The organism is Nonomuraea sediminis, from assembly GCF_018531495.1.
GTDB lineage: Bacteria > Actinomycetota > Actinomycetes > Streptosporangiales > Streptosporangiaceae > Nonomuraea > Nonomuraea sediminis.
The window spans coordinates 741,538-767,162 of the sequence record NZ_JAHDTI010000003.1 but is presented as its reverse complement, the minus strand read 5'-3'; the positions used below and the strand labels follow the sequence as shown (position 1 = coordinate 767,162).

General features: G+C 72.5%; 24 protein-coding genes and 1 other RNA gene. 11 read left to right on the top strand and 14 right to left on the bottom strand.

Annotation, left to right across the window (positions count from 1 at the left end; all coding sequences use genetic code 11):
• Window positions 1–24: 24 nt before the first annotated feature.
• From KIK09_RS57775 to KIK09_RS17630, 5 genes are all read left to right on the top strand, one after another.
• Window positions 25–1,236 (top strand): sensor histidine kinase, encoded by a 1,212-nt coding sequence (locus KIK09_RS57775; protein WP_308164160.1) that lies wholly within the window; start codon window positions 25–27, stop codon window positions 1,234–1,236.
• A 3-nt stretch (window positions 1,237–1,239) separates the two neighbouring features.
• Complete coding sequence (locus KIK09_RS17645) at window positions 1,240–2,577, top strand: sensor histidine kinase (RefSeq protein ID WP_308164159.1); 1,338 nt, start codon at window positions 1,240–1,242, stop codon at window positions 2,575–2,577.
• 11 nt (window positions 2,578–2,588) lie between these two features.
• Window positions 2,589–3,188 (top strand): TetR/AcrR family transcriptional regulator, encoded by a 600-nt coding sequence (locus KIK09_RS17640; protein ID WP_214320290.1) that lies wholly within the window; start codon window positions 2,589–2,591, stop codon window positions 3,186–3,188.
• A 68-nt stretch (window positions 3,189–3,256) separates the two neighbouring features.
• A complete protein-coding gene (locus KIK09_RS17635) occupies window positions 3,257–4,216 on the top strand; it encodes an AurF N-oxygenase family protein (RefSeq protein ID WP_214320289.1) in 960 nt (319 codons plus the stop codon).
• Entirely contained in the window at window positions 4,213–5,007 is a 795-nt protein-coding gene (locus tag KIK09_RS17630; protein WP_214320288.1) for an SDR family NAD(P)-dependent oxidoreductase, read from the top strand. Before KIK09_RS17635 ends, KIK09_RS17630 begins: the two co-directional genes overlap by 4 nt.
• A gap of 123 nt (window positions 5,008–5,130) precedes the next feature.
• On the opposite strand, the gene KIK09_RS17625 is transcribed toward KIK09_RS17630, so the two are convergent.
• Genes KIK09_RS17625 through KIK09_RS17615 form a run of 3 tightly spaced genes read right to left on the bottom strand, consistent with a single transcriptional unit; the run spans window position 5,131 to window position 8,516 of the window.
• Window positions 5,131–6,246 (bottom strand): C45 family autoproteolytic acyltransferase/hydrolase, encoded by a 1,116-nt coding sequence (locus KIK09_RS17625; protein ID WP_214320287.1) that lies wholly within the window; start codon window positions 6,244–6,246, stop codon window positions 5,131–5,133.
• Entirely contained in the window at window positions 6,243–7,262 is a 1,020-nt protein-coding gene (locus tag KIK09_RS17620; RefSeq protein ID WP_214320286.1) for a carboxymuconolactone decarboxylase family protein, read from the bottom strand. Before KIK09_RS17620 ends, KIK09_RS17625 begins: the two co-directional genes overlap by 4 nt.
• 12 nt (window positions 7,263–7,274) lie before the next feature.
• A complete protein-coding gene (locus KIK09_RS17615; protein ID WP_214320285.1) occupies window positions 7,275–8,516 on the bottom strand; it encodes an FAD-binding oxidoreductase in 1,242 nt (413 codons plus the stop codon).
• A gap of 123 nt (window positions 8,517–8,639) precedes the next feature.
• Here KIK09_RS17615 and KIK09_RS17610 point away from each other — a divergent pair, with 123 nt between their 5' ends.
• Together KIK09_RS17610 and KIK09_RS17605 are read left to right on the top strand one after the other, a co-directional pair.
• Window positions 8,640–9,716, top strand: coding sequence for a sensor histidine kinase (locus KIK09_RS17610; RefSeq protein WP_214320284.1), 1,077 nt, complete (start codon window positions 8,640–8,642; stop codon window positions 9,714–9,716).
• Entirely contained in the window at window positions 9,713–10,372 is a 660-nt protein-coding gene (locus KIK09_RS17605; protein ID WP_214320283.1) for a response regulator, read from the top strand. Before KIK09_RS17610 ends, KIK09_RS17605 begins: the two co-directional genes overlap by 4 nt.
• On the opposite strand, the gene KIK09_RS17600 is transcribed toward KIK09_RS17605, so the two are convergent.
• Genes KIK09_RS17600 through KIK09_RS17580 form a run of 5 tightly spaced genes read right to left on the bottom strand, consistent with a single transcriptional unit; the run spans window position 10,356 to window position 15,387 of the window.
• Window positions 10,356–11,336 (bottom strand): helix-turn-helix transcriptional regulator, encoded by a 981-nt coding sequence (locus KIK09_RS17600; protein WP_214320282.1) that lies wholly within the window; start codon window positions 11,334–11,336, stop codon window positions 10,356–10,358. The two genes, KIK09_RS17605 and KIK09_RS17600, sit on opposite strands and share 17 nt — an antisense overlap.
• A gap of 31 nt (window positions 11,337–11,367) precedes the next feature.
• Window positions 11,368–13,155, bottom strand: a complete 1,788-nt coding sequence (locus KIK09_RS17595) for a zinc-binding dehydrogenase (RefSeq protein WP_214320281.1) — start codon at window positions 13,153–13,155, stop codon at window positions 11,368–11,370.
• Between the two features lie 18 nt (window positions 13,156–13,173).
• Entirely contained in the window at window positions 13,174–13,527 is a 354-nt protein-coding gene (locus tag KIK09_RS17590) for a VOC family protein (protein ID WP_214320280.1), read from the bottom strand.
• Window positions 13,520–14,311: a GNAT family N-acetyltransferase gene (locus KIK09_RS17585; protein WP_214320279.1), complete on the bottom strand. Its 792-nt coding sequence runs from the start codon at window positions 14,309–14,311 to the stop codon at window positions 13,520–13,522. The genes KIK09_RS17590 and KIK09_RS17585 overlap by 8 nt, the downstream gene beginning before the upstream one ends.
• Window positions 14,308–15,387 (bottom strand): M20 family metallopeptidase, encoded by a 1,080-nt coding sequence (locus tag KIK09_RS17580; protein ID WP_214320278.1) that lies wholly within the window; start codon window positions 15,385–15,387, stop codon window positions 14,308–14,310. Before KIK09_RS17580 ends, KIK09_RS17585 begins: the two co-directional genes overlap by 4 nt.
• A gap of 95 nt (window positions 15,388–15,482) precedes the next feature.
• Between KIK09_RS17580 and KIK09_RS17575 the strand changes: the two genes are divergently transcribed.
• Window positions 15,483–16,097 (top strand): hypothetical protein, encoded by a 615-nt coding sequence (locus KIK09_RS17575; RefSeq protein WP_214320277.1) that lies wholly within the window; start codon window positions 15,483–15,485, stop codon window positions 16,095–16,097.
• A gap of 97 nt (window positions 16,098–16,194) precedes the next feature.
• On the opposite strand, the gene KIK09_RS17570 is transcribed toward KIK09_RS17575, so the two are convergent.
• From KIK09_RS17570 to KIK09_RS17550, 5 genes are all read right to left on the bottom strand, one after another.
• Window positions 16,195–16,617: a hypothetical protein gene (locus tag KIK09_RS17570; protein ID WP_214320276.1), complete on the bottom strand. Its 423-nt coding sequence runs from the start codon at window positions 16,615–16,617 to the stop codon at window positions 16,195–16,197.
• Between the two features lie 180 nt (window positions 16,618–16,797).
• Window positions 16,798–17,193, bottom strand: an RNA gene (gene rnpB, locus KIK09_RS17565) — RNase P RNA component class A.
• Between the two features lie 145 nt (window positions 17,194–17,338).
• On the bottom strand, window positions 17,339–18,547 hold the full coding sequence (locus KIK09_RS17560; protein ID WP_308164158.1) for a bifunctional RNase H/acid phosphatase: 1,209 nt from the start codon (window positions 18,545–18,547) through the stop codon (window positions 17,339–17,341).
• Entirely contained in the window at window positions 18,544–19,284 is a 741-nt protein-coding gene (locus tag KIK09_RS17555) for a zinc ribbon domain-containing protein (protein WP_214320275.1), read from the bottom strand. Before KIK09_RS17555 ends, KIK09_RS17560 begins: the two co-directional genes overlap by 4 nt.
• A gap of 2 nt (window positions 19,285–19,286) precedes the next feature.
• Complete coding sequence (locus tag KIK09_RS17550; protein ID WP_308164157.1) at window positions 19,287–20,090, bottom strand: Nif3-like dinuclear metal center hexameric protein; 804 nt, start codon at window positions 20,088–20,090, stop codon at window positions 19,287–19,289.
• Window positions 20,091–20,168: 78 nt separating this feature from the next.
• On the opposite strand from KIK09_RS17550, the gene KIK09_RS17545 reads away from it, so the two are divergent.
• Both KIK09_RS17545 and KIK09_RS17540 read left to right on the top strand, forming a co-directional pair.
• Window positions 20,169–21,599, top strand: a complete 1,431-nt coding sequence (locus KIK09_RS17545; protein WP_214320274.1) for a flavin-containing monooxygenase — start codon at window positions 20,169–20,171, stop codon at window positions 21,597–21,599.
• Window positions 21,600–21,655: 56 nt separating this feature from the next.
• Window positions 21,656–22,546 (top strand): LLM class flavin-dependent oxidoreductase, encoded by an 891-nt coding sequence (locus tag KIK09_RS17540; RefSeq protein ID WP_214320273.1) that lies wholly within the window; start codon window positions 21,656–21,658, stop codon window positions 22,544–22,546.
• An 11-nt stretch (window positions 22,547–22,557) separates the two neighbouring features.
• Here the strand turns inward: KIK09_RS17540 and KIK09_RS17535 are convergent, their stop codons facing one another.
• A complete protein-coding gene (locus tag KIK09_RS17535; RefSeq protein WP_214320272.1) occupies window positions 22,558–25,266 on the bottom strand; it encodes an ATP-binding protein in 2,709 nt (902 codons plus the stop codon).
• Window positions 25,267–25,345: 79 nt separating this feature from the next.
• On the opposite strand from KIK09_RS17535, the gene KIK09_RS17530 reads away from it, so the two are divergent.
• Window positions 25,346–25,597: an SCO4226 family nickel-binding protein gene (locus tag KIK09_RS17530; RefSeq protein ID WP_214320271.1), complete on the top strand. Its 252-nt coding sequence runs from the start codon at window positions 25,346–25,348 to the stop codon at window positions 25,595–25,597.
• The last annotated feature ends 28 nt before the right edge of the window (window positions 25,598–25,625 follow it).

Sequence of the window (25,625 nt, the reverse complement as noted above, 5' to 3'; positions counted from 1 at the left end):
ATCACCTGATCACCGGGGGGAGGCGTGATCGCAAGGTTCGGGGGCTCGGTACGCGCACGGCTGACGTCGTTCGCCAGCGTAGCCATGGCGTTCCTGTGCGTGGTGGGTAGCGGCTTCGTCCTGTACGGCCTGCACAACACCGCCGTGGACTTCCGCACCAACCAGGTGCTGACCGGGGCGCTCAAGGTGGTCCACCAGGTCAAGCGGGGAAACCTGCCCACCGTCGTCCCGACCACCCTGGAAGGCGTCCAGGTGCTGAACGCCGGCGGCAGGGTGGTGGCCTCCTCGCCCGAGCTGGCGGGCAACCCGCCCATCACCACGGTCGTCCCCGACCCCGACAACGCCAACCGCACCCAGGTGATGTGCGACGTGCCGGCCTTCCCCGAGCAGTGCGTGATCATGGTGATCCTGCGCGTCTACGAGCCGGACGGCGACTGGCTCGTCTACGCCGCCGGGCGGATGCCGCCGTGGTACGTCGACCCCCGGGTGATCGCCTTCCTGGTCGTGGTGTCGCTGGTGGCGGTGACCATGACCGGGTTCGTCACCTCCCGGGCCGTGGCCAAGAAACTCGCCCTGGAGAGCGCGGTGGAGAAGCAGCGGCGCTTCGCCTCCGACGCCTCGCACGACCTGCGCAGCCCCATCACCGCCATGCGCGCCCAGGTCGAGGGCGTGATGCTGCACCCGCAGGACGCCGACTGGCAGGAGACGGGACGCGCCCTGCTCGACAGTCTGGACCGCCTGCAGGCCATCGTCACCGACCTGCTGACCCTGGCCCGCCTGGACGCCGGCGCCCCCGGCCGCCGCGAGCCCGTCGACCTGGGCGAGCTGGTCACCTCCGAGACCGACAGGCAACGCTCGAAGCAGGTCGTGGCCCGGCTCCAGCACGACGTGGTGGTGGAGGGCGACCGGCTGCGCCTGGCCCGCCTGCTGACCAACCTGCTCGACAACGCGGAACGGCACGCCGAGGACACGATCACGGTCTCGGTGGCCAAGCGGGACGGCCATGCCGTACTGGAGGTCCAGGACGACGGCGCGGGCATCGCGCCCGAGCACCGCGAGGTCGTCTTCCAGCGCTTCGCCCGCCTGGACGCCTCGCGCAACCGCGACGCGGGCGGCACCGGCCTCGGCCTGCCCATCGCGCGCGAGGTGGCCCTGGCCCACGGCGGCAACCTGGTCATCGAGGACTCTGACCGAGGCGCCCGCTTCGTGGTGCGGCTGCCGATGAGGGCGGGATGAGCCGTGTTCACCCGGTGGTCGGTCAGGCGCAGGCTCACACTGGTCACGCTGCTCACCACGCTGGCCGGATTCCTGCTCATCGCGCTCGTGGTGACGCCGCTGGTGCACGCGCTGGTCACCTCCTACGTGACCGACCAGGCCGCCACCGCGGCCCGGCGCGTCTCCTACGGCGTCCAGCGGTACGCCCCCGACAACCTCAAGCCGGTCGTCGCGACCGAGGAGGTCGACCTGGTCCAGGTGGTCGACAACCAGGGAGCGGTACGGCAGGCCAGCATACGTCTGCTCGGGAAGCCGCCGCTGACCCGGGTGCTGCCCCGCGACGCCGACAGCCGCGTCGACAGCCGGGTGTGCACCGGCGGCACGTGCCTGATCGTCGTCGGCTACCGGGTGGGCGTGGGGTCCGCCAACTGGATGGTCTACACCTACGTGCCCGAGATCCCGTGGTACATCAGCATCCGCTACATCATCGGCGTCCTGGCCGGCAGCGTGCTCATGTCCGCGATCATCGCGGCGGTGTGCTGGATGGTGGTCCGCAAGGCGCTCGAACCCGTCAAGACGATGAAGAACGAGCTGGCCGAGATCACCGAGACGGACCTGGGCCGCCGGGTCCCGCCCACCGCGCACCAGGACGAGCTCGACGACCTGGCCAAGACCATCAACGATACGCTCGACCGGCTGGAGGGCGCAGTGGAGCAGCAGCGGCGCTTCGCCTCCGACGCCTCGCACGACCTGCGCAGCCCCATCACCGCCATGCGCGCCCAGGTCGAGGACGCGCTGATGCACCCGGAGGACGCCGACTGGCAGGGCACGGGCCAGGCGCTGCTGACGAGCCTGGACCGGTTGCAGGCCATCGTCACCGACCTGCTGACCCTGGCCAGGCTGGACGCGGGCGCGCCGGGCAGGAACGAGCCGCTCGACCTGGCCGTCCTGGTGGAGGAGGAGCTGGCCAGGCGCCCGCGCGGCAAGCAGGTCAACCTGGGCCTGGCGCCCGGGGTGGCGATCCAGGGGGATCGGCTGCGGCTGGCCAGGCTGCTGACGAACCTGCTCGACAACGCCGAACGCCACGCCGATGCGACGATCACCGTGTCCGTCTTCCGTGAGGGCGGGATGGCCGTGCTTGAGGTCGAGGACGACGGCGCGGGCATCCCGCTCGATCAACGCGAGCTGGTCTTCCGGCGCTTCACCAGGCTGGACGCCTCCCGCAACGTGGACGCGGGCGGCACCGGGCTCGGCCTGGCCATCGCGCGTGAGGTGGCCAGGGCGCACGGCGGGTCGCTCACGATCGAAGATTCCGAGGTCGGTGCCCGTTTCGTCCTGCATATTCCTATCAGCGGAAGTTAGAGTTTCCCGCTGTGACGCGGGGATTTGGCCGATTAAGGCGTGAGGATCTGTTGAAGGCGGCCTGCGAGGTGATCGCGGAGCTCGGGTTCGGGCGTACCAGGGCGCAGGACATCGCCAGGGCCGCGGGAGTCAGCCAGGCGCTGCTGTTCTACCACTTCGACACCAAGGAGCGGCTGTTCGCCCAGGCCTTCGCCTACGCGGCCAGGCAGCACCTCGACGTGCTCGCGGAGATCGAACGCTCCACCAGGCCGCCGCTCGACCGGCTGCGCACCTTCCTCAAGCGCTGCTCGCCCACCACGGGCGCGGACGGCTGGCGGCTGTGGATCGACGCGTGGGCCGAGTCCATGCGCACGCCCGACCTGGAGGAGACCTCGCGCCGGCTGGACCTGCAGGGCCGCTCGGTGCTGCGCGGCATCATCGAGGCCGGCGTGGCCTCTGGCGTCTTCACCTGCCCGGATCCGGACGCCGCCACCTGGCGGCTGTTCGCGCTCTGCGACGGGCTGGCCATCCAGGTCAACGTGCACTCCAGGGTCCTGACCCGCCGCCGCGTCGCCGAACTGGTCCGTACGGCCGCCGCGGCGGAGCTGGGCCTGGCCGCGGAACAGCTGTGAGCGCGGTCACCCTTCCGCAGTTATTGGATGCTCCGTACAATTACCTGGCGAGGAGAGGAGTGCATGCGATGGCATCCGCACCGAGCTCTACCGCCGCCAGGGAACGCGACGAGACGGTCGCCGACCGGAGCGCCTACGAGGCCGTCATCCACCGCCTGTCCAAGGCCTCGGTCGACAAGCACTGGGAGCCCTACAAGGACATCCCGTGGGACGACCCGGAGTTCCTGGTCGACCCGGCGGATCCGCGCTGGGAGCTGCCCGAGGTCGACAAGCTCGGCGGCCATCCGTGGTACCGCAGCCGCTCGCCGGAGACGCGGGCCAGGATCGGGCTGTTCCGCGTGGCGACCGCCATGAAGATCGGGCTGCAGTTCGAGAACCTGCTCAAGCGCGGCCTGCTCAACTACGCCTACCGGCTGCCCAACGGCGCGCCCGAGTTCCGCTACGTCTACCACGAGACGATCGAAGAGGGACATCACGGGATGATGTTCCAGGAGTTCGTCAACCGCACGAAGATGCCCGTGCGCGGCATGCCGGGGCCGCTGTCGGTCATCGCGCAGGTCGCTCCCTGGATCCCGCTCATCTCCACCGAGCTGTTCTTCGTGTTCGTGCTCGGCGGCGAGGATCCGATCGACCACGTCCAGCGCAAGGTGCTCAAGGACGGCCAGGTCCACCACCCGCTGGAAGAGACGATCATGCGCATCCACATCGCGGAGGAGGCCAGGCACATCTCCTTCGCCCGGCACTACCTGCGCAACCGGGTGCCGCGGATGCCCCGCTACCGCCGCCTGATGCTCGGGATCATCTCGCCGATCATCCTCGGGATCATGGCCAGGATCATGCTGGCCCCGCCGGGACCGATGATCAGGCGCTTCAAGATCCCGCGCAACGTGGTGGCCGAGGTGTACCTGCACAACCAGGCGGCCAAGCAGGAGATCCGCGACTCGGTGGGCAAGACCCGCGAGCTGTGCGACCAGATCGGCCTGATGAACCCGCTGACCCGCCGCATCTGGAAGGCCATGGGGATTTGAGAACCGCAGTGGTGACAGGAGGCGCGTCCGGCATCGGGCGGGCCGTCGCCAGGGACCTGGCGGGCAAGGGCGTGGCGGTGACGATCGCCGACCTCGACGAGGCGGCGGGGGAGCGCACGGCCAAGGAGTTCGGGCTGGAGTTCGTCCCGCTCGACGTGACCGACGCGGCCGCCGTGTCGGCGGTGCTCGGCGCCGTCCGCGACGCGCGCGGCCGCCTGGACTTCGTGTTCAACAACGCGGGCATCGCGGTCGGCGGCTTCACCGAGGAGCTCACGCTCGACCACTGGAACCGCACGATCGATGTGAACCTGCGCGGCGTCGTGCACGGCGTCCACGCGGCCTACCCGATCATGCTGGAGCAGGGCCACGGCCATATCGTCAACACCGCCTCGCTGGCCGGGCTGGTCCCCGCGCCGCTCATGCTGCCCTACACCACGACCAAGCACGCCGTGGTCGGCCTGTCGCTCGCGCTGCGCGCCGAGGCCGCGGGGCGCGGCGTCCGGGTGAGCGTGGTCTGCCCGGGCTTCACCGACACGCCGCTGCTCGACCACGCCAACCCCGGCCTGCCGTCGACCGAGGTGGCCGCGCGCGCCCGCGAGTCGGCGATCAAGACCACCGGCCGCCTGTACTCGGTCGACCGGCTGGCCGCCGACATCCTGCGCGGGGTGGCTCGCAACCAGGCCGTGATCGTGGCCCCCGCCTCGGGCCGGGCGGCCTGGCGCGCCGCCAGGCTTTCGCCCGGCGGCGCGGTCCGGGTGGCCGGCCTGGCCACCCGGCGCCTGCGCGGGTAGTTTCATCCCTCCCAATCCGGACATATCGGTCATATAGGAAGGCGGCTGGCGTCCAGAGCCGGCGGATGAATCCGCAGATGCCGGTCCCGGCCCGCGTGCGGGCCTGGGACCGGCGCGTGCGTCTCACGGTCGCTTCGCGGAGAACACCAGCTCCTCGGCATAGCGGTCGTCGCCCAGGAAGAACCGGGTGGACAGGGTCCTGCCCGCCGGGTCGAAGATCGTGGTCCAGGTCGTCCGCCAGGGCTTGGCCGGATCGTCGCGCTCCCCGACTGAGTCCATAGCCGCGCGCAGGTCCTCCCGCGACATCGTGGCGCCCTTGCTGACCTCGTAGAGCGCGCGCAGCCGCCGGTAGGTGTCGAAGCTGCCCTCGGTGTCCTCCGGCAGGGTCATCGGGTCGGGGTGGCGGTGCAGCAGGTGGTTGGTCACGCACAGCGGCGCGTCGCCGAACTCGACGATGTGCTCGGCGCCGTCCCTGCCGCGCTCCCACACGAAGGCCTGCCCGCTGGCGTCGGCCACCAGGTAGTGCAGCGGCATGCCGTAGTCGTACTGCTTGGCGCCGAGCAGCGCCTGCTTGGCCTGCTCGACGTTCTCACACGTCTCCACGACGAACCTGGGCAACTGCACGGAGTCGACGCCCACCTGCGGGGCGTGCCCCTCCGGCGGCTCGGCGCGGTCGATGTCGGCCAGGAGCAGCATGACGGCCAGCCCGGCCTCGTTGATGCCGTCCATGCAGCCGTCCAGGGTGTTCATCGTGATGACCGTGCTGGCCAGGCCCTCGTCGGGCAGCGTGGTGATCACGTAGGGCCGCGAGGTCAGGGGCAGCTCGCCCGGCTGCGCCCGCAGCCCCCTGAGCTCGCTCTCGGTGGTGGTGAAGAAGTCGTAGTTACGCCCGACCCTGCCGTGCCCGTCCGCGCTCGCCGACGGCGGGCACCACAGCGCCGAGCAGCCGAACTCCATCGGGATGTAACCGAGCGCGTCCAGGGCCAGCTCGTCCTGGTCGGGGTCGAGGCCGAGCACGGCCGCCGCGCCGTCCATGCGGGCGTGCTGCTGTGGCCACTCGCGCTCGAACCAGGTACGGCGGGCCCTGCCCACCGTGGGGTCGACCGGTTGCGGCGCCCAGCCGAGGCGGCGAGCCTCCTCGGCGAGCGCCACGCCGATCTCGTAGTGGGATCCGCCGACGGTCAGGTGGCGGACCAGCTGGAAGTCGTTCCTGCTTCCCGCGACATGCGTGATGGTCATGCCACCACGGTCGGCGGCTCGGCTGACCAGGCGCTGACAGGCCGCTGACCGCCGGTGTAGTCCGCCTCGGCCCGCCGTACGGCCGCCGCCGCGCCGAAGGCCAGCACCCGCACCAGGCCGGCGTCCGAGCGGTCTCCGGGAAAGGCGCGCCAGGCGGCGACGTCGGCATCGGTGATGCGGTAGGCGGCGACCGCGGCCAGCACCGCCAGGCGCGCCTGCGGCAGCTCGTCGTGAGGGACGCCCCAGATGGCCTCGGTCAGCCACTCGGTCCCCATCGGCGGGTGCTTGCCCGCCCACCGGTCCGCCGCCTCGGTCACGGCCTGCCGGGTGTCGATCCCGACCTCGGCCGCCTCGGCGGTGGCCAGCAGCGTGGCGACAGCCGTACCGACCGGCGAATCACCGGCCCAGGACGGCGCGGGCGCGGACGGCAGATCGGCCAGCAGCGGCAGGCTCGCCCCCGGCTCGAGATCCGCGCGGACCTTGCTCGCGACCATCCGCCCGCCCACCCCGCGCACGATCCGCGAGCGCTGCAGCCCGCCGGGCAGCATGTCCTCCGAGTGCAGCGCCGACACCATCCGGTTGATGAAGTGGAACGTCAGCGCCGTCCCCACGATCTCCGGCTCCTCGTACGGCGAGGCCGCCCGCGACCCCGCCCAGGCGAACAGCGCGGCGAAGTGGGGATCGTCCGGCGCCCCGCCGGACACCAGCGTCTCGGCCAGCCGGTGGTCGCCGGTGGCGTGCAGGAACATGGTGTGCGCCGACACGCAGAACGGGCACCGGTTGGCCATCGACACGCCCAGCGCGACGATCTCGCGAGCGGTGCGTGACACGGGTCCCGCGATGAGCGACTCGCGCAGCATCGCCCAGGTGGCGGCCAGCACCTCGGGCGCGGGCGACAGCGTCATGAGCGCGGGCATCCTGCGCAGCCCGACGTCCGCGGCCTGCTGACGGTAGACGTCGGCGGCCAGACCGGTGGCGTCCTTCGGCTCGACAGGCGTGATGTAGCGAAAAGTCATGATCTTCTCCGGTCAGATCGCGTGGGCCGCGCGGATGACGCGGTCCGGGTCCCAGGCCTTCTTGACCTGGACGAGCCATGCGTGGTTCTCGGGGGTGAAGGCGGAGGCGGTGCGGCCGGGGTCGGCCAGGAAGTTGAGGAAGGTCCCGCCGGTGGCGTGCTCGCCGACGTCCGCGGGCTCGCCCGCCGAGATGATCGAGAAGGGCACGTCGCGGTGCCCGGCCGGCCCCGCGTCGGCGTCCGGCCTGGCCATCGCGCCGCCCCAGTGGCGCACCTCGACCGCCTCGGACTCCGACTCGAGCAGCGCGCCGATGAGGTCGTCGGGGAGGTCCCTGACCAGCTCGATGTGCTGGGTCATGGCCATCGGCGGGCGCGGCGGCCCCGCCAGCGCGAGTCCCGCCTCCTCGAAGGTCATCTCGCGCATCTCCCCGCCGATCGGCTCGCCCGCCGCTTCCAGCACCGGCTTCAGCGCGGGGTCGGCGCCCAGCCACACCGCCCGGACCGCCAGGACCCGGCCGCCGTCGGGCCTGCGCATGACCATCACGGCCGTGTTCGACTCGTCGGGCTCGTCGGCCGCCCAGTCGCGGTAGGCGGCCAGCGTGTCAGCGGCCCGCTCGAACGGGTGCAGCGTCATGCCCGCGAAGACCCGTTCGACCGGGTAGAGGCGGAAGGTCAGCTCGGTCACGATCGCGAAGTTGCCGCTGCCGCCGCGCAGCGCCCAGAACAGGTCGGGATGGTGGTCCAGATCGGCCGTGACCACCCGGGCGTCGGCGGTGACGGCCTCGGCGCGCACCAGGCTGTCGGCCGCGAAGCCGTACTTGCGCGACAGCCAGCCCGTCCCGCCGCCCAGCGTGTAACCGGCCACCCCGACCCACGGCGTCCCCGACAGCGGGGCCAGCCCGTGCCACGCGGCCGCGGCGATCACGTCGGACCACAGCGCGCCGGGGCCCGCGGTGGCGGTGCGGGCGTGCGGGTCCACGCTCACCCTGGCCATCGCCGAGGTGCGCAGCAGCAGCCCGCCCACGTCCGAGGTGACCGCGCCGTGGCCGGTGGACTGGACCGACAGCTGCAGGTCGTGGTCGCGGGCGACGGTCACCGCCGCCCGCACGTCCTCGGGGCAGGTGGGCTCGGCGACGAGCGCGGGCCTGGGGTCGAAGCGGCGGTTCCACGGCAGGCGTTCCTGCTCGTAGCGTTCCTCGCCGGGCAGATGGACGCGGCCCTGGAACCCGGCGGTCCTGAGTGCTCGATACGTCATGGCAGCGATGCTGCTGTCCGGCGCGATCCTGGTCGTCGTGCTGCCAGATGCACTGCCTACTCCCGGGGGAGTAGCACCTCCAGATGATGACCTTCTGTCCGGTTTCGCCATAGGGTTCGGGTCATGGTGAGACTCCATCTACCCGACGTCGCGCTGGTGGCGGGGGTGGCAGCGGTGATGGCCGGCAACGCGGCGCTGGCCGGGGCCGGCCCGCTCGGCTACGCGTTGCTGGCGGTGTCGGCGCTGGCCCTGTACGCCCACCGCCTGGCGCCCAGGACCATCCTGCTGCTGACGGGCGCGTGCGCCCTGGCCTACGCGCTGGTGGAGTCGCCCGAGGTCATCGCCTCGCTGCCGGCTCTGATCACGATGTTCAGCGTGGTCAAGAACGGGCACAACCCGCTGGCGCTCGTCGTGACGTTCGTGCTGGAGTGCGGCATGGTCGCCGCGCTCCTGCTCGACGGGCAGCCGACGGTGACCGCCGTGAAGACCGCGGGGCTGATGGGCGGCTGGTACATCGCCTCGGCCGTGATGGGCGTGGTGTTCAGGCAGGTCGAGGAGCGCGCGCTGGAGGCCGAACGGACCCGCGAGGAGGCGGCGCTGCGCCGGGCGGGGGAGGAGCGGCTGCGCATCGCCAGGGAGCTGCACGACTCGCTCACCCACTCGATCTCGATCATCAAGGTGCAGACGGGCGTGGCCATCCACCTGGCGCGCAAGCGCGGCGAGGAGGTCCCGCCCGCGCTGCTGGCCATCCAGGAGGCGGGCGGCGAGGCCATGCGCGAGCTGCGCGCCACGCTCGACGTGCTGCGCGAGCCGTCGGGCAACACGCTGGAGCGGCTGCCCGACCTGGTCGAGCGGGCGCGCGCCGCCGGCCAGCAGGCGACGCTCACCATCGGCGGCGAGCCGAGGAAGCTGTCGGCCGAGGTGGAGCAGGCCGCCTACCGGATCGTGCAGGAGGCGCTGACGAACGTGACCCGGCACGCGGGCGGCGCGCCCGCCACGGTCGTCGTCGACTACGGTCCGCACGACCTCGTGGTCCGCGTCGAGGACGAGGGCCCCGGCCCCGGGCACGACGAGCCGGGGGTCGGGCTGATCGGGATGCGCGAGCGGGTCACCGCGCTCGGCGGCAGGCTCGTGGCGGGTCCCGGTCCCGCCGGCGGGTTCGCCGTCCGCGCCGACCTTCCCGTGGGCGGTGAGGCATGATCCGCGTGCTGCTGGCCGACGACCAGGTGCTGATCAGGGCCGGGTTCCGGGCGCTGATCGAGGCCGAGGACTCCATCGAGGTGGTCGGCGAGGCCGCCAACGGGCGGCAGGCCGTGGAGCTGGCCGCCGAGCACCTGCCCGACGTGGTGCTCCTGGACATCCAGATGCCGATCATGGACGGGATCGAGGCCACCAAGCGCATCGCGGCCGACCCGCGGCTGGCCGGCGTGCACGTGATGATCCTGACCAACTACGGCGTGGACGAGTACGTCTTCCAGGCGCTGAAGGCCGGCGCCGCCGGGTTCCTGCTCAAGGACAGCGACCCCGACGACCTGCTGCACGGCATCCGGGTGGTCGCGCGCGGGGACGCGCTGCTGTCGCCCGACATCACGCGGCGCCTCATCGGCGAGTTCGTCGCCCGCCCCAAGCTGTCACTGCCGACCGGGGACCTGGACGTGCTGACCGAGCGCGAGCGGGAGACCGTGGCGCTGGTCGGCCGCGGCCTGTCCAACGAGGAGATCGCCGCGCACCTGGTGGTGAGCCCGTTCACCGCCAAGACCCACGTCAGCCGCGCCATGACCAAGCTCGGCGCCCGCGACCGCGCCCAGCTCGTCGTCATGGCCTACGAGTCGGGCCTGGTCACGGCCCGGCGCTAGCGGCCACGGACCCGCCCGGTACGGCGCGGCGGTAGCGGTCGGCCTGGACCAGCACCGCCTCGGCCAGCTCGGGCGGGTCGAGCACCTCGAAGTCCAGGCCGAGGAACCCGACCCAGGCGGCCATCCCCGCCACGTCGTCGCCGCCGAACCGCAGCAGGCACGTCCGCTCGTCCACCGGCTCCGGCTCCAGCCCGAGCGGCAGCCCCCGCACCCGCTCGACGGGCGCGTGCAGCAGCACCGTGGCCCGGTAGCGCCACATGGCCGTGTTGACGCCGCGCTCCACGAACGCGGCCACGTCGCCGTCCGCGGGCAGCTCCCGCGGGGTGAACCGGGGACCGGTCGGCGTCCTGGGCGCCATCCTGTCCACCCGGTAGGTGCGCCAGTCCTTCCGTTCGGCGTCCCAGCCCACCAGGTACCAGCGGCCCCGCAGGTGGGCCAGCCGGTGCGGCTCCACGTCGCGCACGCTGGCCGTACCGTCGTGGCCGGTGTAGTCGAAGCGGAGCCGCTCGTGGTCGCGGGCGGCGTTGGCGATCGTCGTCAGCCGCTCGGGCGGCACCGGCGAGGAGCGGCCGGGGATCTGCACGGTGTAGGAGTTGAGCGCGCTGACCCTGCGCCGCAACCGTGACGGCATCACCTGCTCCAGCTTGGCCAGCGCGCGCACCGACGACTCCTCGATGCCCTCCACTCCGCCGCCCGCGGCCCTGCCCAGGCCCACCGCGACGGCGACGGCCTCCTCGTCGTCGAGCAGCAGCGGCGGCAGCGCGGCCCCGGCGCCCAGGCGGTAGCCGCCGGCGACGCCGGGCGTGGCGTGCACCGGGTAGCCGAGGCTGCGCAGCCGCTCCACGTCGTTGCGCACCGTCCTGGTCGACACGCCGAGCCGCGTGGCCAGCTCGGGGCCCGGCCACTCGCGGTGCGCCTGGAGCAGGGACAGCAGCTTCAGCAGGCGGGCCGAGGTTTCCAGCATGCGACCAGTCTGCCGCCCATCGAGGAAAGGTTCATTCCGCGACGATCACGATCTTGCCGAGGAAGTGCCCGTCCTCGCTCATCCTGTGCGCGTCGGCGATCCGCTCCAGCGGGAACGCGGCGGCGATCGGGATCCGCAGGGCTCCCCGCTCGACCAGCGGCAGCACCTCGGCGAACACCTCGCCGAGCGGCGCGCCGCCCTGCGCGCCCGTGGAGAAGCGCACCCCGTGCTCGGCGGCGGTCAGCCCGTCGGCGATCGTGACCACCTTGGCCGGGTCGCCGGTCAGCCGCACCGACAGCCCGAGCACGTCCCGCCCCGAGGCGTCCAGGACCAGGTCGACGGGCTCGGTGATCCGCTCCTCCAGCCCGTCGCCGTAGACGACGGGTTCGACGCCCAGGCCGCGCAGGAAGGCGTGGTGCCGTTCGCTGGCCGTGCCGATCACCCGGGCGCCGCGCGCGATGGCCAGCTGCGCGGCGGCCAGCCCGACGCCGCCCGCCACCGCGTGGATCAGCAGCGTCTGCCCCGGCCGCGGTGCCAGCAGGCCGAGCACCCGGTGGGCCGTCCCCGCGGCCACCGGCAGGGCGGCGGCCTCCTCGGGCGCCAGCCAGCCGGGCCGCTCCAACAGCTCCGCCGGGTCGGCCAGGACGAAGTCGGCCACCCCGCCCGCCGATACCCGCCCGAACACGGCCTGCCCGATCCGCGGGCCGTCCACGCCCGGGCCCAGCGCGTCGATCGTGCCCGCCACCTCGAGGCCCGTCCCCGCAGGGCCCTCCAGCGGGCCTCCCATCATGCCCTGGCGGAACTTCCAGTCGATCGCGTTCACCCCGGCCGCCTGGACGGCCAGCCGTACCTGGCCGGGGCCGGGTTCGGGGATCGGCAGCTCGTCGACGCGCAGGACCTCGGGCCCGCCGTAGACCGAATAGCGCGCGGCGCGGGAGGTGACCAGCAGCAGCGCCTTGCCGGTCAGCTCGCGCGCGTCCAGCGCCGCGTGCGCCCGCGCGACCTGGTCGAACGGTACGGCGAGCCCCACGTGCGGCCGGAGCCGGCCCGCGACGGCCTCGGCGAAGGCCCGCTCGGCCAGCCGGACGAACTCCTCGGGCGCGAACTGCACCTGCTCCATCCCGACCACCCGGCGCCCGGCGGGATCCACCTGGGCGGGGTTGCCGCCGGTCACCCCGTAGGCGAAGAACGTCCCGCCCGGGGCGACCCGCTCGAACAGCTCGGCCCCCACCTGGCCGCCGACCCCGTCGAAGACCACGTCGAACTCGCCGGTGACCTCCTCGTAGTCCACCACGCGCGCCGCGCCCGCCGCCTCGGCCGCGGACCGCTTGCCTTCTCCGCGGGCGGCGCCCGTGACCTCGGCGCCCGCGGCGGCGGCCAGCTGCACCAGGGCCAGCCCGAGCGCCCCGCCCGCTCCCGTCACCAGCACCCGCGTGCCGGGCTTGAGCTCCGCCGCGTCCACCAGGCTCAGCGCCGCGGGACCCACCTGCAGCAACGCCGCCGCCGCGGGCAGGCTCAACCCGTCGGGCACGGCGGCCACCTCGCTCGCCACGACCTTCTCGGCGTAACCGCCGCCGCTCACGCGCGCCGCCACCCGCCGCCCGCCGGCATACCCGGCCACGCCGGTGCCCGGCACGTAGGGCGGCTCGTGGCCGAACCACTGCCTGCCCCACCCGGCCCGCAACTGCGCGTCGAGCGACATGACGTCCACGACGGAGACGTCCACCACGACCTGTCCAGGCCCCGGCACGGGATCGGGCGCCTCGCGCACCGCCAGCACCTCGGGACCGCCGAAACCCACTGCCTCGATGACTCTCATGGCAGCGAGTCTGTTACCTCAAGCGTGGTTGAGGTCAATCGCCTTGGGATGCCGCGGCTCGTACAGCCCCAGGGTTCCGCCGCCGGGCAGCCTGATCGAGGTGAGCACGCCCCACCCCTGGTCCGCCGGCGGGGAGGTGGTCACGCCCTTGGCGGCGAGCTCGGCGACCGTCTCGTCCAGGTCGTCGCACATCAGGTAGAGCTCGTGCGTCTCGGTCTCGGCGGGATGGACCGCCACCTCGGCGGGCGGCAGCTTGAAGATCAGCCAGCCACCGCCCACGTCGACGTGCGGGTAGCCGAGCACGTCGCGCAGGAACGCCCGGTCAGCCTCCGCGTCCCTGCTGTAGATGATCACGTGTGCGCCGTTAATCATCCACCGAGACTATGTAGTCGCCCTCTCCCGAGAAACCCACGACACACCCGCCCGCGCCCATCAGCTCGCCCAGCGTCCGGCGCATCGCCAGCCGCCACGCCCGTGCCGCCTCCGGGTCGCGCCGCCGCAGCTCCTCGATGTCCGGCGGCGTCCCCACCAGCAGCACCGGCCCCTGCGCGGGCGTCACGCGCGGCAGGTCGCCGTCCGCGCCCAGCACCCTGGCGTACGGTCCCGGCGGCAGCGGACCCGGCTCCTCGGTCAGCCGCCACATGGCCACCAGCCGGTCGGAGTAGTCGCCCTCGTTGATCGCGTCGGCCATCACCCCGTAGAAGTTCTCGAGGTACTTCTCGGGCCGCGCCCCCAGTTTGGCCAGGTTGAAGCGGGCGTTCCTGCGCACCAGCGGATCGAAGGTCCAGGTGATCTTCTCCAGCCCGCGCCGCAGGCACCACGCGCGCTGGTGCAGCTTCAGCGCCGTCCCGATGCCCCGCCCGATCAGCGCCCCCGTCACGTGCGAGTGCAGCGTACGGCCGGGCGCCAGGAACCCGACCGACGCCCCCACCAGCGCGTCGCCCTCGAAGGCGCCCGCCACGTAGCTGCCCGAGTGGGCGAAGCCCACCATCAGCTCGACGGGCACGGGAACGTTGGCGGGCTCCGGCTGCCAGATCTCGTCGAAGAGCCGGAACACCTGCTCGAACTCCGGGATGCCGTGCAGTTCCCTGATCGTCACCCCGGTCTTGGCCGCCGCGGCCTCCGCCTCGTGGAGCGCCGCCTCGTACGTGGTCACCTGGTGGTTCTACCCGCCAGGACCGCTTCCACCAGCGCCCGCAGCAAAGCCGTGCGCCCGGGCATCTCCGCCACGATCACGTGCTCGTGGTCGGCGTGCGCGCCGCCGCCCACCCCGCCCAGGCCGTCGAGCGTCGGGCAGCCCACGCCGGCGGTGAAGTTGCCGTCGGAGGCGCCGCCCACCGACGCGGACGTCAGCGGCCCGAGCCCGAGCCCGGTGGCCAGCTCCTGGGCCAGCGCGTACAGCCCGGCCGACATCGAGGCCTCGAGCGGCGGCCGGTTCGGCCCGCCGAGCACCTCCAGGCGCGTGCCCGGCACCACCGGAGCCAGCGACCGCATCAGCGCGTCCACCCTGTCCTGCTCCGACAGCTCGGCCACGCGCACGTCCACGCCCAGCTCCGCCTCGGCGGGCACGGTGTTCAGCGTGGTGCCGCCGCGCAGCACGGTCGGCGTGACCGTGGTCGCGCCCGCGCCCATCCGGGAGATCGCCAGGATCTGGTGCGCCAGCTCGATCCCGGCGTTGGCGCCCTTCTCGGGTTCGAGCCCGGCGTGGGCGGCCTTGCCGTACACCTTGAGGTCGTACTGGGACGTGCCCTTGCGCGCGGTCTTGAGCGCGCCGCCGTCGGCGCTGGCCTCCGTGACGAACGTGGCGTCCAGCCCGCGCGCCGCGTCCTCGATCAGCTGGGAGGAGGTGATCGAGCCCACCTCCTCGTCACCGGTGATCAGCACGCTGACGCCGTCGAGCGAGCCGAGGCCCGCCAGGGCGTGGAACGTCTGCACGATCCCGGCCTTCATGTCGAAGACGCCCGGCCCGCGCGCGACTCCGTCCTGGACCGACCACGGGTGCGTCTTCAGCGAGCCCATCGGCCAGACCGTGTCGTGATGGCCCAGCAGCAGCACCCGTGGCGTACCGAACGTCCAGCGCAGGTGCGTGACGCCGTCGATCACCAGGAACTCGGGCTCGGCGCCCAGATATCGGGCGCCCATCGCGGCGACCACCTTGGCGCTGCGCGCGACGGCCTCCAGATCACTGGAGAACGACTCGCACACCACCAGCTCTTCCACATCTTCGATCACCCGTCCGACGCTACCGTCCGCGGTGTGGCCGCCCTATGTCGGCCGGTACAAGGCTGGTGGGTGTGGTTTGGGTTTCCTGCCTAAGATCGCATGTCATGCATCTTCTCGCCGCCGCCGCTCTCGCGCTGGCCCTGCCGGTCCAGACCCCCGCCGTCTCCGTGGCGCCGCTGCACTTCGCCCTCGGCAAGCTCACCGTCAAGGGCACCTACGCCAAGGCCTCGGACAAGCGGGTGAACGCCGCCCTGCGCGCCCCGATCGACGCCCGGGCCAAGGAGTACGCCGCCAACCTCTCGGGCAGCCGCGCCACCGCCTACGTGGACACCACCGTCAAACTCAACGGCCCCCGCTACGCCTCGGTCCGCTACGACATGACCATCCACTCGAAGGTCCTCTGGCACCCCACCTGGACCCGCGCCCGCACGGTCACGGTGGATCTGCGCTCGGGCCGGGCCCTGCGCGGCACGGACCTGTTCGCCCCCGGTGTCAGCATGCGCAAGCTCACCAAGCTCTTCACCTCGAGCCAGCCGTGCTTCGCCGACATCCACCTCAAGCGCGCCGACCTCAACGGCCCCGGCCTCCAGTTCGCCCTCACAGGAGCCCGCCTGGAGGTCGCCGTCGACGGCCCCTACTTCAGCACCGCCACCGCCTGCGGCCAGCAGACCATCAAGATCCCCTACTCCAAGCTCCCCGGCTTCCGCCTCCACCCCTGAGGCGGGAAATGGTGCTTCCGGTCGCGTTCCCGCGGGCCAGAAGACGGCGGCCGATCACGTGGTGTTCGGCCGCATGCCCCCGGTATCGAGAAGATCCTCAGCCGCAGTGCACGTTGTTGAGCTCGCGGGTCACCCAGTCAGGTACCGTCGCGGCGACGTCGATGCACTTGCCGGCCGCGGAGACGTACACCGGCCCGGCGTAGTACTTGTAATGCCCGGCGTCGGTGTCCTCGCCGCTGCCGTCGCCTCTCGAGATCGTGACTCTCTTCCAGCTCGTGGTGTTGGCGTAGGCGCCGTAGCCGTAGGTCAGGGCGCAGTTCTTCCCGGTGCTGGAGCTGTAGTACACCTCCAGCGTGCCCGTGCGGGTCCCGTCTCCTCGGGAGACGGCGTAGACGCCGACCCGGGAGTAGCTGCTGCCGCAGGGTCCGTCCGCGCCGGCCGGGGAGCCGCCCGCCACGAGCACGGTGGAGGTCAGCGTCGCGCCGGCCAGGAGGGTCGCAAGCTTGCCGCGTGTACGCACGCAGGTCCTTTCTCTCGATCTTGTCGAGCAGTCATGCGACCATGAAAACTTCCGGGCCCGCCACCTTTGGTGATCAACCTCACATCCCGGCATCAACGCCCTCCTGCTCCCCGAGCTCACGGGGACAGGCGCGGAACGGGAGATCTTGAAGGGTGCTTCGCCCCTGGTCATAGGGGGAGTGAGACGAGCCGGCCTGTAGGCCGGGTTCTGTCCTTCTGTGCGAAGGGGCGGCCATCCATCTAGGGCCGCCGTTGCCGGCGGCCTCGAGCGGTCTACCCGCGCGACTCGGACGGGCCGTCCTCGAACGCCGCGCGCGGGACGCTCCTTGCGGGGCGTCCCTTCTTGACCTTGCTCCGGGTGGGGTTTACCGAGCCGCCCACGTCACCGTGGGCGCTGGTGGTCTCTTACACCACCCTTTCACCCTTACCTCCCGCCGGAGCGGGAGGCGGTCTGCTCTCTGTGGCACTTTCCCGCGGGTCACCCCGGGTCGGCGTTACCGACCACCCTGCCCTGTGGAGCCCGGACCTTCCTCGGCGGGCCCCCGGAGGGACCCGACGCGGCCGCCCGGCCGGCTCGTCTACCTCGAAAGATTATCAAACATCAAGCGATCTCCAACCCGCCGACAAGATCGGTCGGGTGGAATGGATACGTCATCGCCTGAGGGGGGCGGTGGCGACGGGTCGTGCCGGGTGTTCTGGCGGCATCCGGCACGACCCCCGCATCAGCGCAGGTGGGCCGTGTCGTTGAAGGCCTTGACGAGCGCCTGGCCGTCGGCGAAGTACTCCACCAGCGACAGGCACGCCAGGTCCAGGTGCATCCGGTAGAGCGCCGCGGGCGGCGCCATCAGCGCCAGGCGCAGCAGCGTCTTGATCGGCGTGACGTGCGAGACGACCAGTACGGTGCGCCCCTCGTACCGCTCGATCAGGCGGTCCCTGACCCGCTCGACCCGCCGGGCCGCGTGCGCGAAGCTCTCGCCGCCGGGCGGCGCCATGTTCGGGTCGGCCAGCCAGGCGGTCAGCTCGTCGGGCCACTCCCGCTGGATCTCGGTGAACGTGTGCCCCTCCCAGGCGCCGAAATCGGCCTCCCTGAGGTCCTCGTCCACCTCGACGCTCAGCCCGGTGAGCTCCGCCACCGCCTCCGCGGTCTGCCTGGCGCGCTTGAGCGGCGAGCTGACGATCACGTCGATCCGGTACGGCTCCCGCGACAGGCGCCGGGCGGCCGCCGCGGCCTGCGCGAGCCCGTTGGCGGTCAGTTCGGCGTCGCCGAGGCCGGAGAAGCGCCGCTCCACCGACAGCGGCGTCTCGCCGTGCCTGAGCAGCAGCAGCGAGGTCGCCACCCGCGTCGGCGGCATCCAGCCGCCCCCTGTGGAACGCTCCTGCGCCGTGGCCACGGACGCGGTCGGCGCCGACAGATCCGCCCCGGCGGGCCGCCGCGACCGGCCCGCCCCGGGGGCCTGCTCGAACAGGTCGGTCTGCCCGGACTCCGGTACGGCGGAGCCGCCCGCCCGCCACGGCTCTCCCTTGGCGGCGGCGTCCATGGCCTCGTTGGCCAGGCGGTCGGCGTGCTTGTTGCGCTCGCGCGGGATCCACGTCCACTCGGTCACGCGCAGCCGCCTGGCCAGGTCGCGCGCCTCGAGCGCGAGGGGGCGCAACCCCTCGTTCTTGATCTTCCAGCGTCCCGCCATCTGCTCGATGACGAGCTTGGAGTCCATCCGGACCGCCACCGAGGCGCCCTCGCCGCCCAGCCGCAGCACCTCGCGCAGCCCGGCGATGAGCCCGCGGTATTCGGCCACGTTGTTGGTGGCGACCCCGATCGCCTCGGCGGCCTCGGCCAGGACCTGCCCGCCCGCGGAATCCTTGACGACCGCGCCGTAGCCGGCGGGGCCCGGGTTGCCCCGCGAGCCGCCGTCGGCCTCGATCACGTATGTCACAGGCCGGACTCCGCCGTGCGCACCAGGATCCGGCGGCACTCCTCGCAGCGCACCACCTCGTCGTGCGGCGCGGCCTTGATCGAGTTCATCTCCGCGATCGACAGCGCCACCTTGCAGCCCTGGCAGCGGCCGCCCCGCAGCATCGCGGCGCCCACGCCGTACTGATCCCTGAGCTTGTCGTAGAGCGCGAGCAGGTCGGCGGGGATGTCGCCGACGATCTGGGCGCGCTTGCCGCGCACCTCGGCGGTCTCCTTGTCGATCTCGGTGAGCGCGGCGTCGCGGCGCTCCTCGGAGACCGAGCGGACGGCGGCGATCTCGTCGCGCTTGGCGATCAGGCCCGCGGCCTTGGCGTCGGCCGCCTCCTTGCGCTCCATGATCTCCAGCACGACCTCCTCCAGGTCGCCCTGGCGGCGGTGCAGGGAGACGATCTCCGACTGCAGGCTGGCCAGGTCCTTGGGGGAGGTGACGGCGCCGGAGTCGAGCCGCTTCTGGTCGCGGTCGGCGCGGGTGCGGACGGTGTCGACGTCGCTCTCCGCCTTGGTCTGCTCGCGCGACAGGTCGCCCGCCTCGGTCTCGGCCTCGATCACCTCGGTGGCCAGCTTGGCGTACTGCTTGGACTGCTCGTCGATCTCTGCCAGCTCGGGCAGCGTGCGCCGGCGATGGGCCAGCCGGTCCGCGGTGGAGTCGAGCTCGGCCAGATCGAGGAGTCGCTTCTGTGCTTCAGGGGCTGCTTTCATGATCAATATCCTCTTGTCCAAGCATCGGTGACCGTGGCGGAGACGCGCGTCTCAACGGTAACGCCACTCGAGGCCAGCATTGACGCGGCGCTGTCGAGCCAGGGCCACTCGGTCGCCCAGTGCGCGGCGTCGATCAGCGCGGGGCCGCCCGCCTCGACGAACTCGCTGGCCGGGTGGTGGCGTAGGTCGGCGGTGAGGAACACGTCCACGCCCGCGGCGGCGGCCGTACCGAGCAGGGAGTCGCCCGCGCCGCCGCTGACGGCAACGCGCGAGACGCGGCGGCCGGGATCACCGGCGACGCGGATGCCCCAGGAGGTCTTCGGCAGGCCCGCGGCGGCCTGCTCGGCGAAGTCCCCGAGCGTCATGGGCGCGGGCAGTTCGCCGATGCGGCCCAGGCCGCGCCACGGGTCGTCGGGGAAGGGCCGCAGCGGCACCAGGTCGCCGGTGAGGCCGACGGCGCGGGCCAGCGCGTCGGAGACGCCGGGATTGGCCACGTCCGCGTTGGTGTGCGCGGTGTAGAGGGCGACGTCGTTCTTGATCAGCGTGTGGACCACCCGGCCCTTGGGGGTGTTGGTGGCGACCGTGGTGGTGCCGCGCAGGTAGAGCGGGTGATGGGTGACGATCAGGTCGGCGCCCCACTCCAGCGCCTCCTCCACGACGACCACGACCGGGTCGACCGCGAACAGCACCTTGCGCACCGGCTGGCCGAGGTCGCCGGTGACCAGGCCCACCGCGTCCCAGGACTCGGCGCGGGCCGGCGGGTAGGCGCTCTCCAGCGCGTCGATCACATCCGTCAATGCAGCCACCTGGGCAGACTATCGGGGGACTGTCCCCAGAACGGCGCTCGGCGTAATGTAAGTGAATCCTGACACGCGGAGGACGGCATGGCACCCAGGGTCGCGATCACCGGTGCGGGTTTCGGCGGGCTCTGCATGGCGATCCAGCTCGAACGGGCGGGCCTGTCCTCCTACACGGTCTTCGAGAAGGCCGGCGACCTGGGCGGCACCTGGCGCGACAACAGCTACCCCGGCGCCGGCTGCGACATCCCCTCGCACCTGTACTCCTACTCCTTCGAGAAGTACGCGAGCTGGACCCGCCGCTACCCCGAGCAGCCGGAGATCCTCGGCTACCTCGAGCACTGCGCCGACAAGTACGACGTCATGCGGAAGATCCGCTTCAACACCGAGGTCCTGTCCGCCACCTTCGCCGACGCCTCCTGGCGGATCCGTACGGCCGGCGGCACGGAGACCTTCGACGTGCTGGTCATGGGCGTCGGCCAGCTCAACCGCCCCCGCATGCCGGACATCCCAGGCATCGACGACTTCGAGGGAACCTCCTTCCACTCCGCCCGCTGGAACCACGACCACGACCTCGCCGGCCGCCGCGTGGCGGTGATCGGCAACGGGTCGTCGGCGGCCCAGTTCATCCCGCGCATCGCCGAGCGGGTCGAGCACCTGGACGTGTTCCAGCGGACGCCGAACTGGGTGATCCCGAAGCCCGACGCCGCCTTCGGCCCGCTGACCAGGCTGGCCTTCCACTACGTGCCCGGGCTGCAGCGCGCCTACCGCGAGTGGATCTACCGGTACGCCGAGGGCACCCTGTATCCGGCGCTCGCCCAGGGCTGGAGCGCCGGCCTGCTGAAGAAGCGCGCCATGGACCATCTCAGGGACCAGGTCCCCGACCCCGAACTGCGGGACAAGCTCACCCCCGGCTACCCGCCCGGCTGCAAGCGCGTGGTGATCGACAGCACCTTCTATCCGGCGCTGACCAGGCCGAACGTGGACGTGGTCACCGACGGGATCGTCCGCGTGGCGGCCAAGGGCGTCGAGACCGCCGAGGGGCTGCGCGAGGCCGACACGATCATCTTCGCGACCGGGTTCCGCAGCACCGAGTTCCTGTCCCCGATCCAGGTGCAGGGGCGCGACGGGGTGTCGCTGGCGCGGCAGTGGGGCGGCGGGGCCGAGGCGTACCTGGGCATCTCGGTGCCGCGCTTCCCGAACCTGTTCCTGCTGTACGGGCCCAACACCAACCTGGGTCACAACTCGATCATCTTCATGATCGAGTGCCAGGTGAACCACGTGCTGTCCTGCCTGCCGTACATCAGGAAGCACGGGACGATGGAGGTCAGGCCCGAGGCGATGGCGGCCTGGACGCGGCAGCTCGACGCGGCGATGGGCCGGATGGTGTGGGGGAACGGCTGCCAGAGCTGGTACAAGACGGCCGAGGGGCGGGTCACCAACAACTGGCCCGGCCCGACCACGCTCTACCGCAGGCTCACCGCCCGGCCTCCGCTGCCCGCCTACTCCCTGGGCTGACTTGCTCTTCGTGATACGAACCAATATGGTTCGTGTCACGAACTGGGGAGGTTGTCATGGTGGTGTTCGGTGCGGGGATCTCGACGGCGGTGGGCGAGGCGCGGCAGACGCTGCGGCATGCCGTACAGCTCGACAGGGACGGGCTCGACCTGTTCACCGTCTCCGACCATCCCTACCTCGGCGGCAGGCTGGACGCCTACTCCATCGTCGGGACCGCCCTGGGCGCCACCGGGAGCATCGCGGGGCTGGTCAACGTGACCAACCTGCCGAGCCGTCCCGCGCCGATGCTGGCCAGGACCGTCACCTCGCTGTCCGAGCTGACCGGCGGCCGGATCGTGCTCGGGCTCGGCGCGGGCGGGTACTGGGACGGGATCGTCAAGCTGGGCGTGCCACGGCTGGACCCCGGCGCCGCCGTGCGCGCGTTCGAGGAGGCGATCACCGTGATCAGGGCCCTGTCGGGGGGCGGCGCGCCGGTGACGTTCGACGGCGAGTTCTACCAGGTCACCGAGCTCGAGCCGGCCCCGACCACGGCGCCGCCCATCTGGACGGGTTCGGTGGGGCCGAAGTCGCTGGCCGTCACCGGCCGACTGGCCGACGGCTGGATCCCCGGGCACGCGGCCGACTGGCTGAGCGAGCGCTACCGCACCTCACGCCCGATCATCGACGCCGCGGCCGTCGAGGCCGGCCGCGATCCCGCCGACGTCGCCACGATCTACAACTTCCCGGGCGTCATCACCCCGCGTCCGCTGGCCGCCACCCGCGGCGGCGACGGCCGGTGGATCGGCGGCTCGGTCGAGCAGTGGGTGGAGGAGCTGACCGGCGCGGTGCTCGAGCACGGCGCGGCGGGCTTCACGTACTTCCCGCCCGACCACGGCGTCGACGACGCGCTCGGCCGCTGGGCGCGCGAGATCGCCCCCGCGGTCCGTGAGGCCGTCGCCAAGGCCTGAGTCCTGGCCGGTTACGCCCGTGATCGCGTGGTGTACCAGGCCGCGATCTCGGTACGGCGGGCGGCGCCCAGCTTGGCCAGGATGTGCTCGACGTGCGCGGAGACCGTCTTCGGCGCCAGGACGAGGCGTTCGGCGATCTGGCGGTTGGTCAGCCCCTCGGCCACCAGCCCGGCGACCTCGAACTCTCTGGCGGTCAGCGGATCCCAGGGATCCACCGTCCGCTGCCCGAGCAGCGCGGCCGCCTCGTGCAGCGGGCCGGAGGCGGGCAGACCGGTCAGCAGGCGGGCGGCCTCGCCGCGGCGGCGGTTCCTGAGGGCGAGCGTGGCCAGGTCGATCCTGGCCCATGCCTCCTCCCAGAACCGCCTCCTGCCGCTCCAGGTCGCGCGCGCCGTCTCCAGCGCGTCGCGCGCGGCGGCCAGATCTCCCTGGGCGAGCAGGAGCAGGCCGCGGCCGTGGTCGATCGCGGGGAGCGTGCCGGGGATCCCGCGCGCCCGCAGCACCTCCGACACGCTGTCCAGCCACCGCGCCGCCGCATCGTTCTCGCCTTCCGCCAGGTGCGCGCGCACCCCCGTGACCAGGTAGGGGAACAGGTAGGCGGCGTCGGTCACCTCGGCGGAGACGCGGTAGCCGTACGAGCACAGCTCCAGCGCGGTGGCGTGGTCGCCGCGGCAGCGCGCCATCTCGGCCAGCCCCCACAGCGGTGGCGAGAGGCGCTGCAGCTCGGCCATCCGCTCGCCCTCGGCCAGGGCGGAGCGCAGCGCGTCACCGGCGGCGTCCCAATCGCCCCGGCCGAGGGCCTGGTAGCCGAGCACGTACTGGGCCGTGATCCGGGTGGTGACGCCGCCGCGGCCGTCCGCCAGGACGCGCTGGGCGGTCGTCTCGGCCTCCTCCCACCGCCCGGTGGCCCACTGCACGTGGGCGAGATGGGCGGCCAGGTAGTGCCGGTGGTTCCACAGCTCGGCCCGTTCGGCGTAGTCGATGCCCTCGGACAGGTGGCGTTCGGCCCTGTCGTACTCCACCAGGACCGAGGCGCACGAGCCGATCATGCGGTAGCCGCGGGCCGCCTCCGACTCCCTGCGCGAGTCCCTGGCCCGGGCGGTGGCCTCTTCGAGCAGGCGCCAGCCCTCCTCCATCCGCCCGGCGAAGACCAGTACGGAGCCCAGCGTGACCTCGCCGTCGAGGCTCCGCTCGCCCCACGCGATGGCCTCGTCCAGGCGGCGGGCCAGCATGTAGGCGGCCGACATGGCCGAGCGCAGCGAGCCGCGCAGGGGGTCGTCCTCCTCCAGGCTGTCGAGCGCGCTCGTGAGCATGGCCACCCGCTCGTCGAGCCCGGCACCGAGCAGGTGGGCGACCGCGGCGATCCGCGGGACCAGCGCGGCGGCGCCCCGCACGTCGCCCGACTCGAGCGCCAGCGCGTGGGCGCTGTCGTAGGCCTGGGCGGCCGCCCGGTTGTCGTCGGCCGCGGCCGCCGTGTCGCCGAGCGCGGCGTACAGCTCGGCCCGATCCTGGACGGGCAGGCCGGGGGGCAGGTTCCGTACCGCCCTGCCGTACAGCTCGAGTGCTTCGCGGTGTGCCGAGAGCGCGGCGGCCTCGCGCGCGGCGGCCAGCGCGTGGGCGTGGGCCGGCTCGCCCAGACCCGCCTGCTCGTAGTGGGCCGAGACGAAGGCGTCGCGATACCCCCGCTCGGCCGCGGTCCTGGCCACTCGCTCGTGCAGCCGGCGGCGCGGCGGCAGGTCCGTGTCGGCGTAGAGGGCGTCGCGGATCAGCGCGTGCCGGAAGTCGAAGGTGACCGCGTCGGTGCCCGGCATCACCAGGTAGGCCTCGCGCAGCTCGCGCAGCGCGGCGGCGACCTCGTCGGGCTCGTGCGGCGCGACCGCGGCCAGCAGGTCGAAGTCGAACGAGCGGCCGATCACCGCGGCGGCCGAGGCGACCGACCGGGCCACGGCCGACAGCCGCAGGGCGCGGGACAGCACGGCGTCCGCCAGCGTGTCGGGAACCGCGGTCGACTCCACCGCCTCGTCCGAGACGTCAGGCAGGGCGGCGAGCAGCTCCTCGACGTGCAACGGGATGCCGTCGCTGCGTGCGTGGAGCGCCGCGACGACCCGGGCGGGGGCACGGCGGCCGAGCAGCGCGCCGGTCATGGTCGCGATCTCCTCGGGGCGCAGCCGCGGCAGCCGGATCTCCTCGGCGAGCCGCTGCCCGAGCAGCCGGCCCCGCAGCTCCCGCATGGGCAGCCGCGGGTAGAGCTCGTCGGTCCTGAAGGCGCCCGCCACCAGCATCCGCCGGGAGGACAGCCGTGCCGCCAGATGACCGAGCACGTCGAGGCTGAGCTCGTCGGCCCAGTGCAGATCCTCCAGGATCATCAGCACGGGGGTACCGGGCGCCGCGCCGAGGATCAGGTCGGTCAGGTCCTGCACGAGCAGCCTGCGCCGCCTGTGCGAGTCCTCGGCGCGCACCAGCGACGACAGCGCGGGCAGCTCGGTGGCCAGGTCGAGCAGCAGCCCCGCCGACGACTGCACGTCGCCGGGGAAGGCGGCCGCGCGCATCACGGTGAACCCCTTGGCCCGGCGCGCGATCGCGTCCAGCAGCCGTGTCTTGCCGATGCCCGCCTCGCCGGCGACGAGCACGAGCTGCCCGTCACCGCTCGCGGCCTCGGCGAGCCGGCGATCGGCCAGGGCGAGGAAGGGGTCCCTGCCGACCATGACGGGCGACTGGATCACGGGAACCAGTATTAGGTCGGATGACCGATGTCGCACAGGTTCCCGCCCGGCAGCCTTGAACCGACGAAAGGAGCAGACCATGGCGAAGTTCATGGACGTGCACAGCGGGTTCGTCGGCGTGACCGAGGAGCAGCTGCGCGAGGCGCACGAGCGTGACCTGGCGATCGAGGGCACCGAGGGCGTGCACTTCGAGAGGGCCTGGCTCGACCCGGAGTCGGGCAAGGTGTTCTGCCTGTCCTCCGGCCCGTCGAAGGAGGCGGTCATGCGGGTCCACGAGAAGGCCGGGCACCCCACGGAGGAGGTCTACGAGCTGCCCGTCGAGATCGAATAACAGATTCGAATGTGAGCTCGAGGTCTAG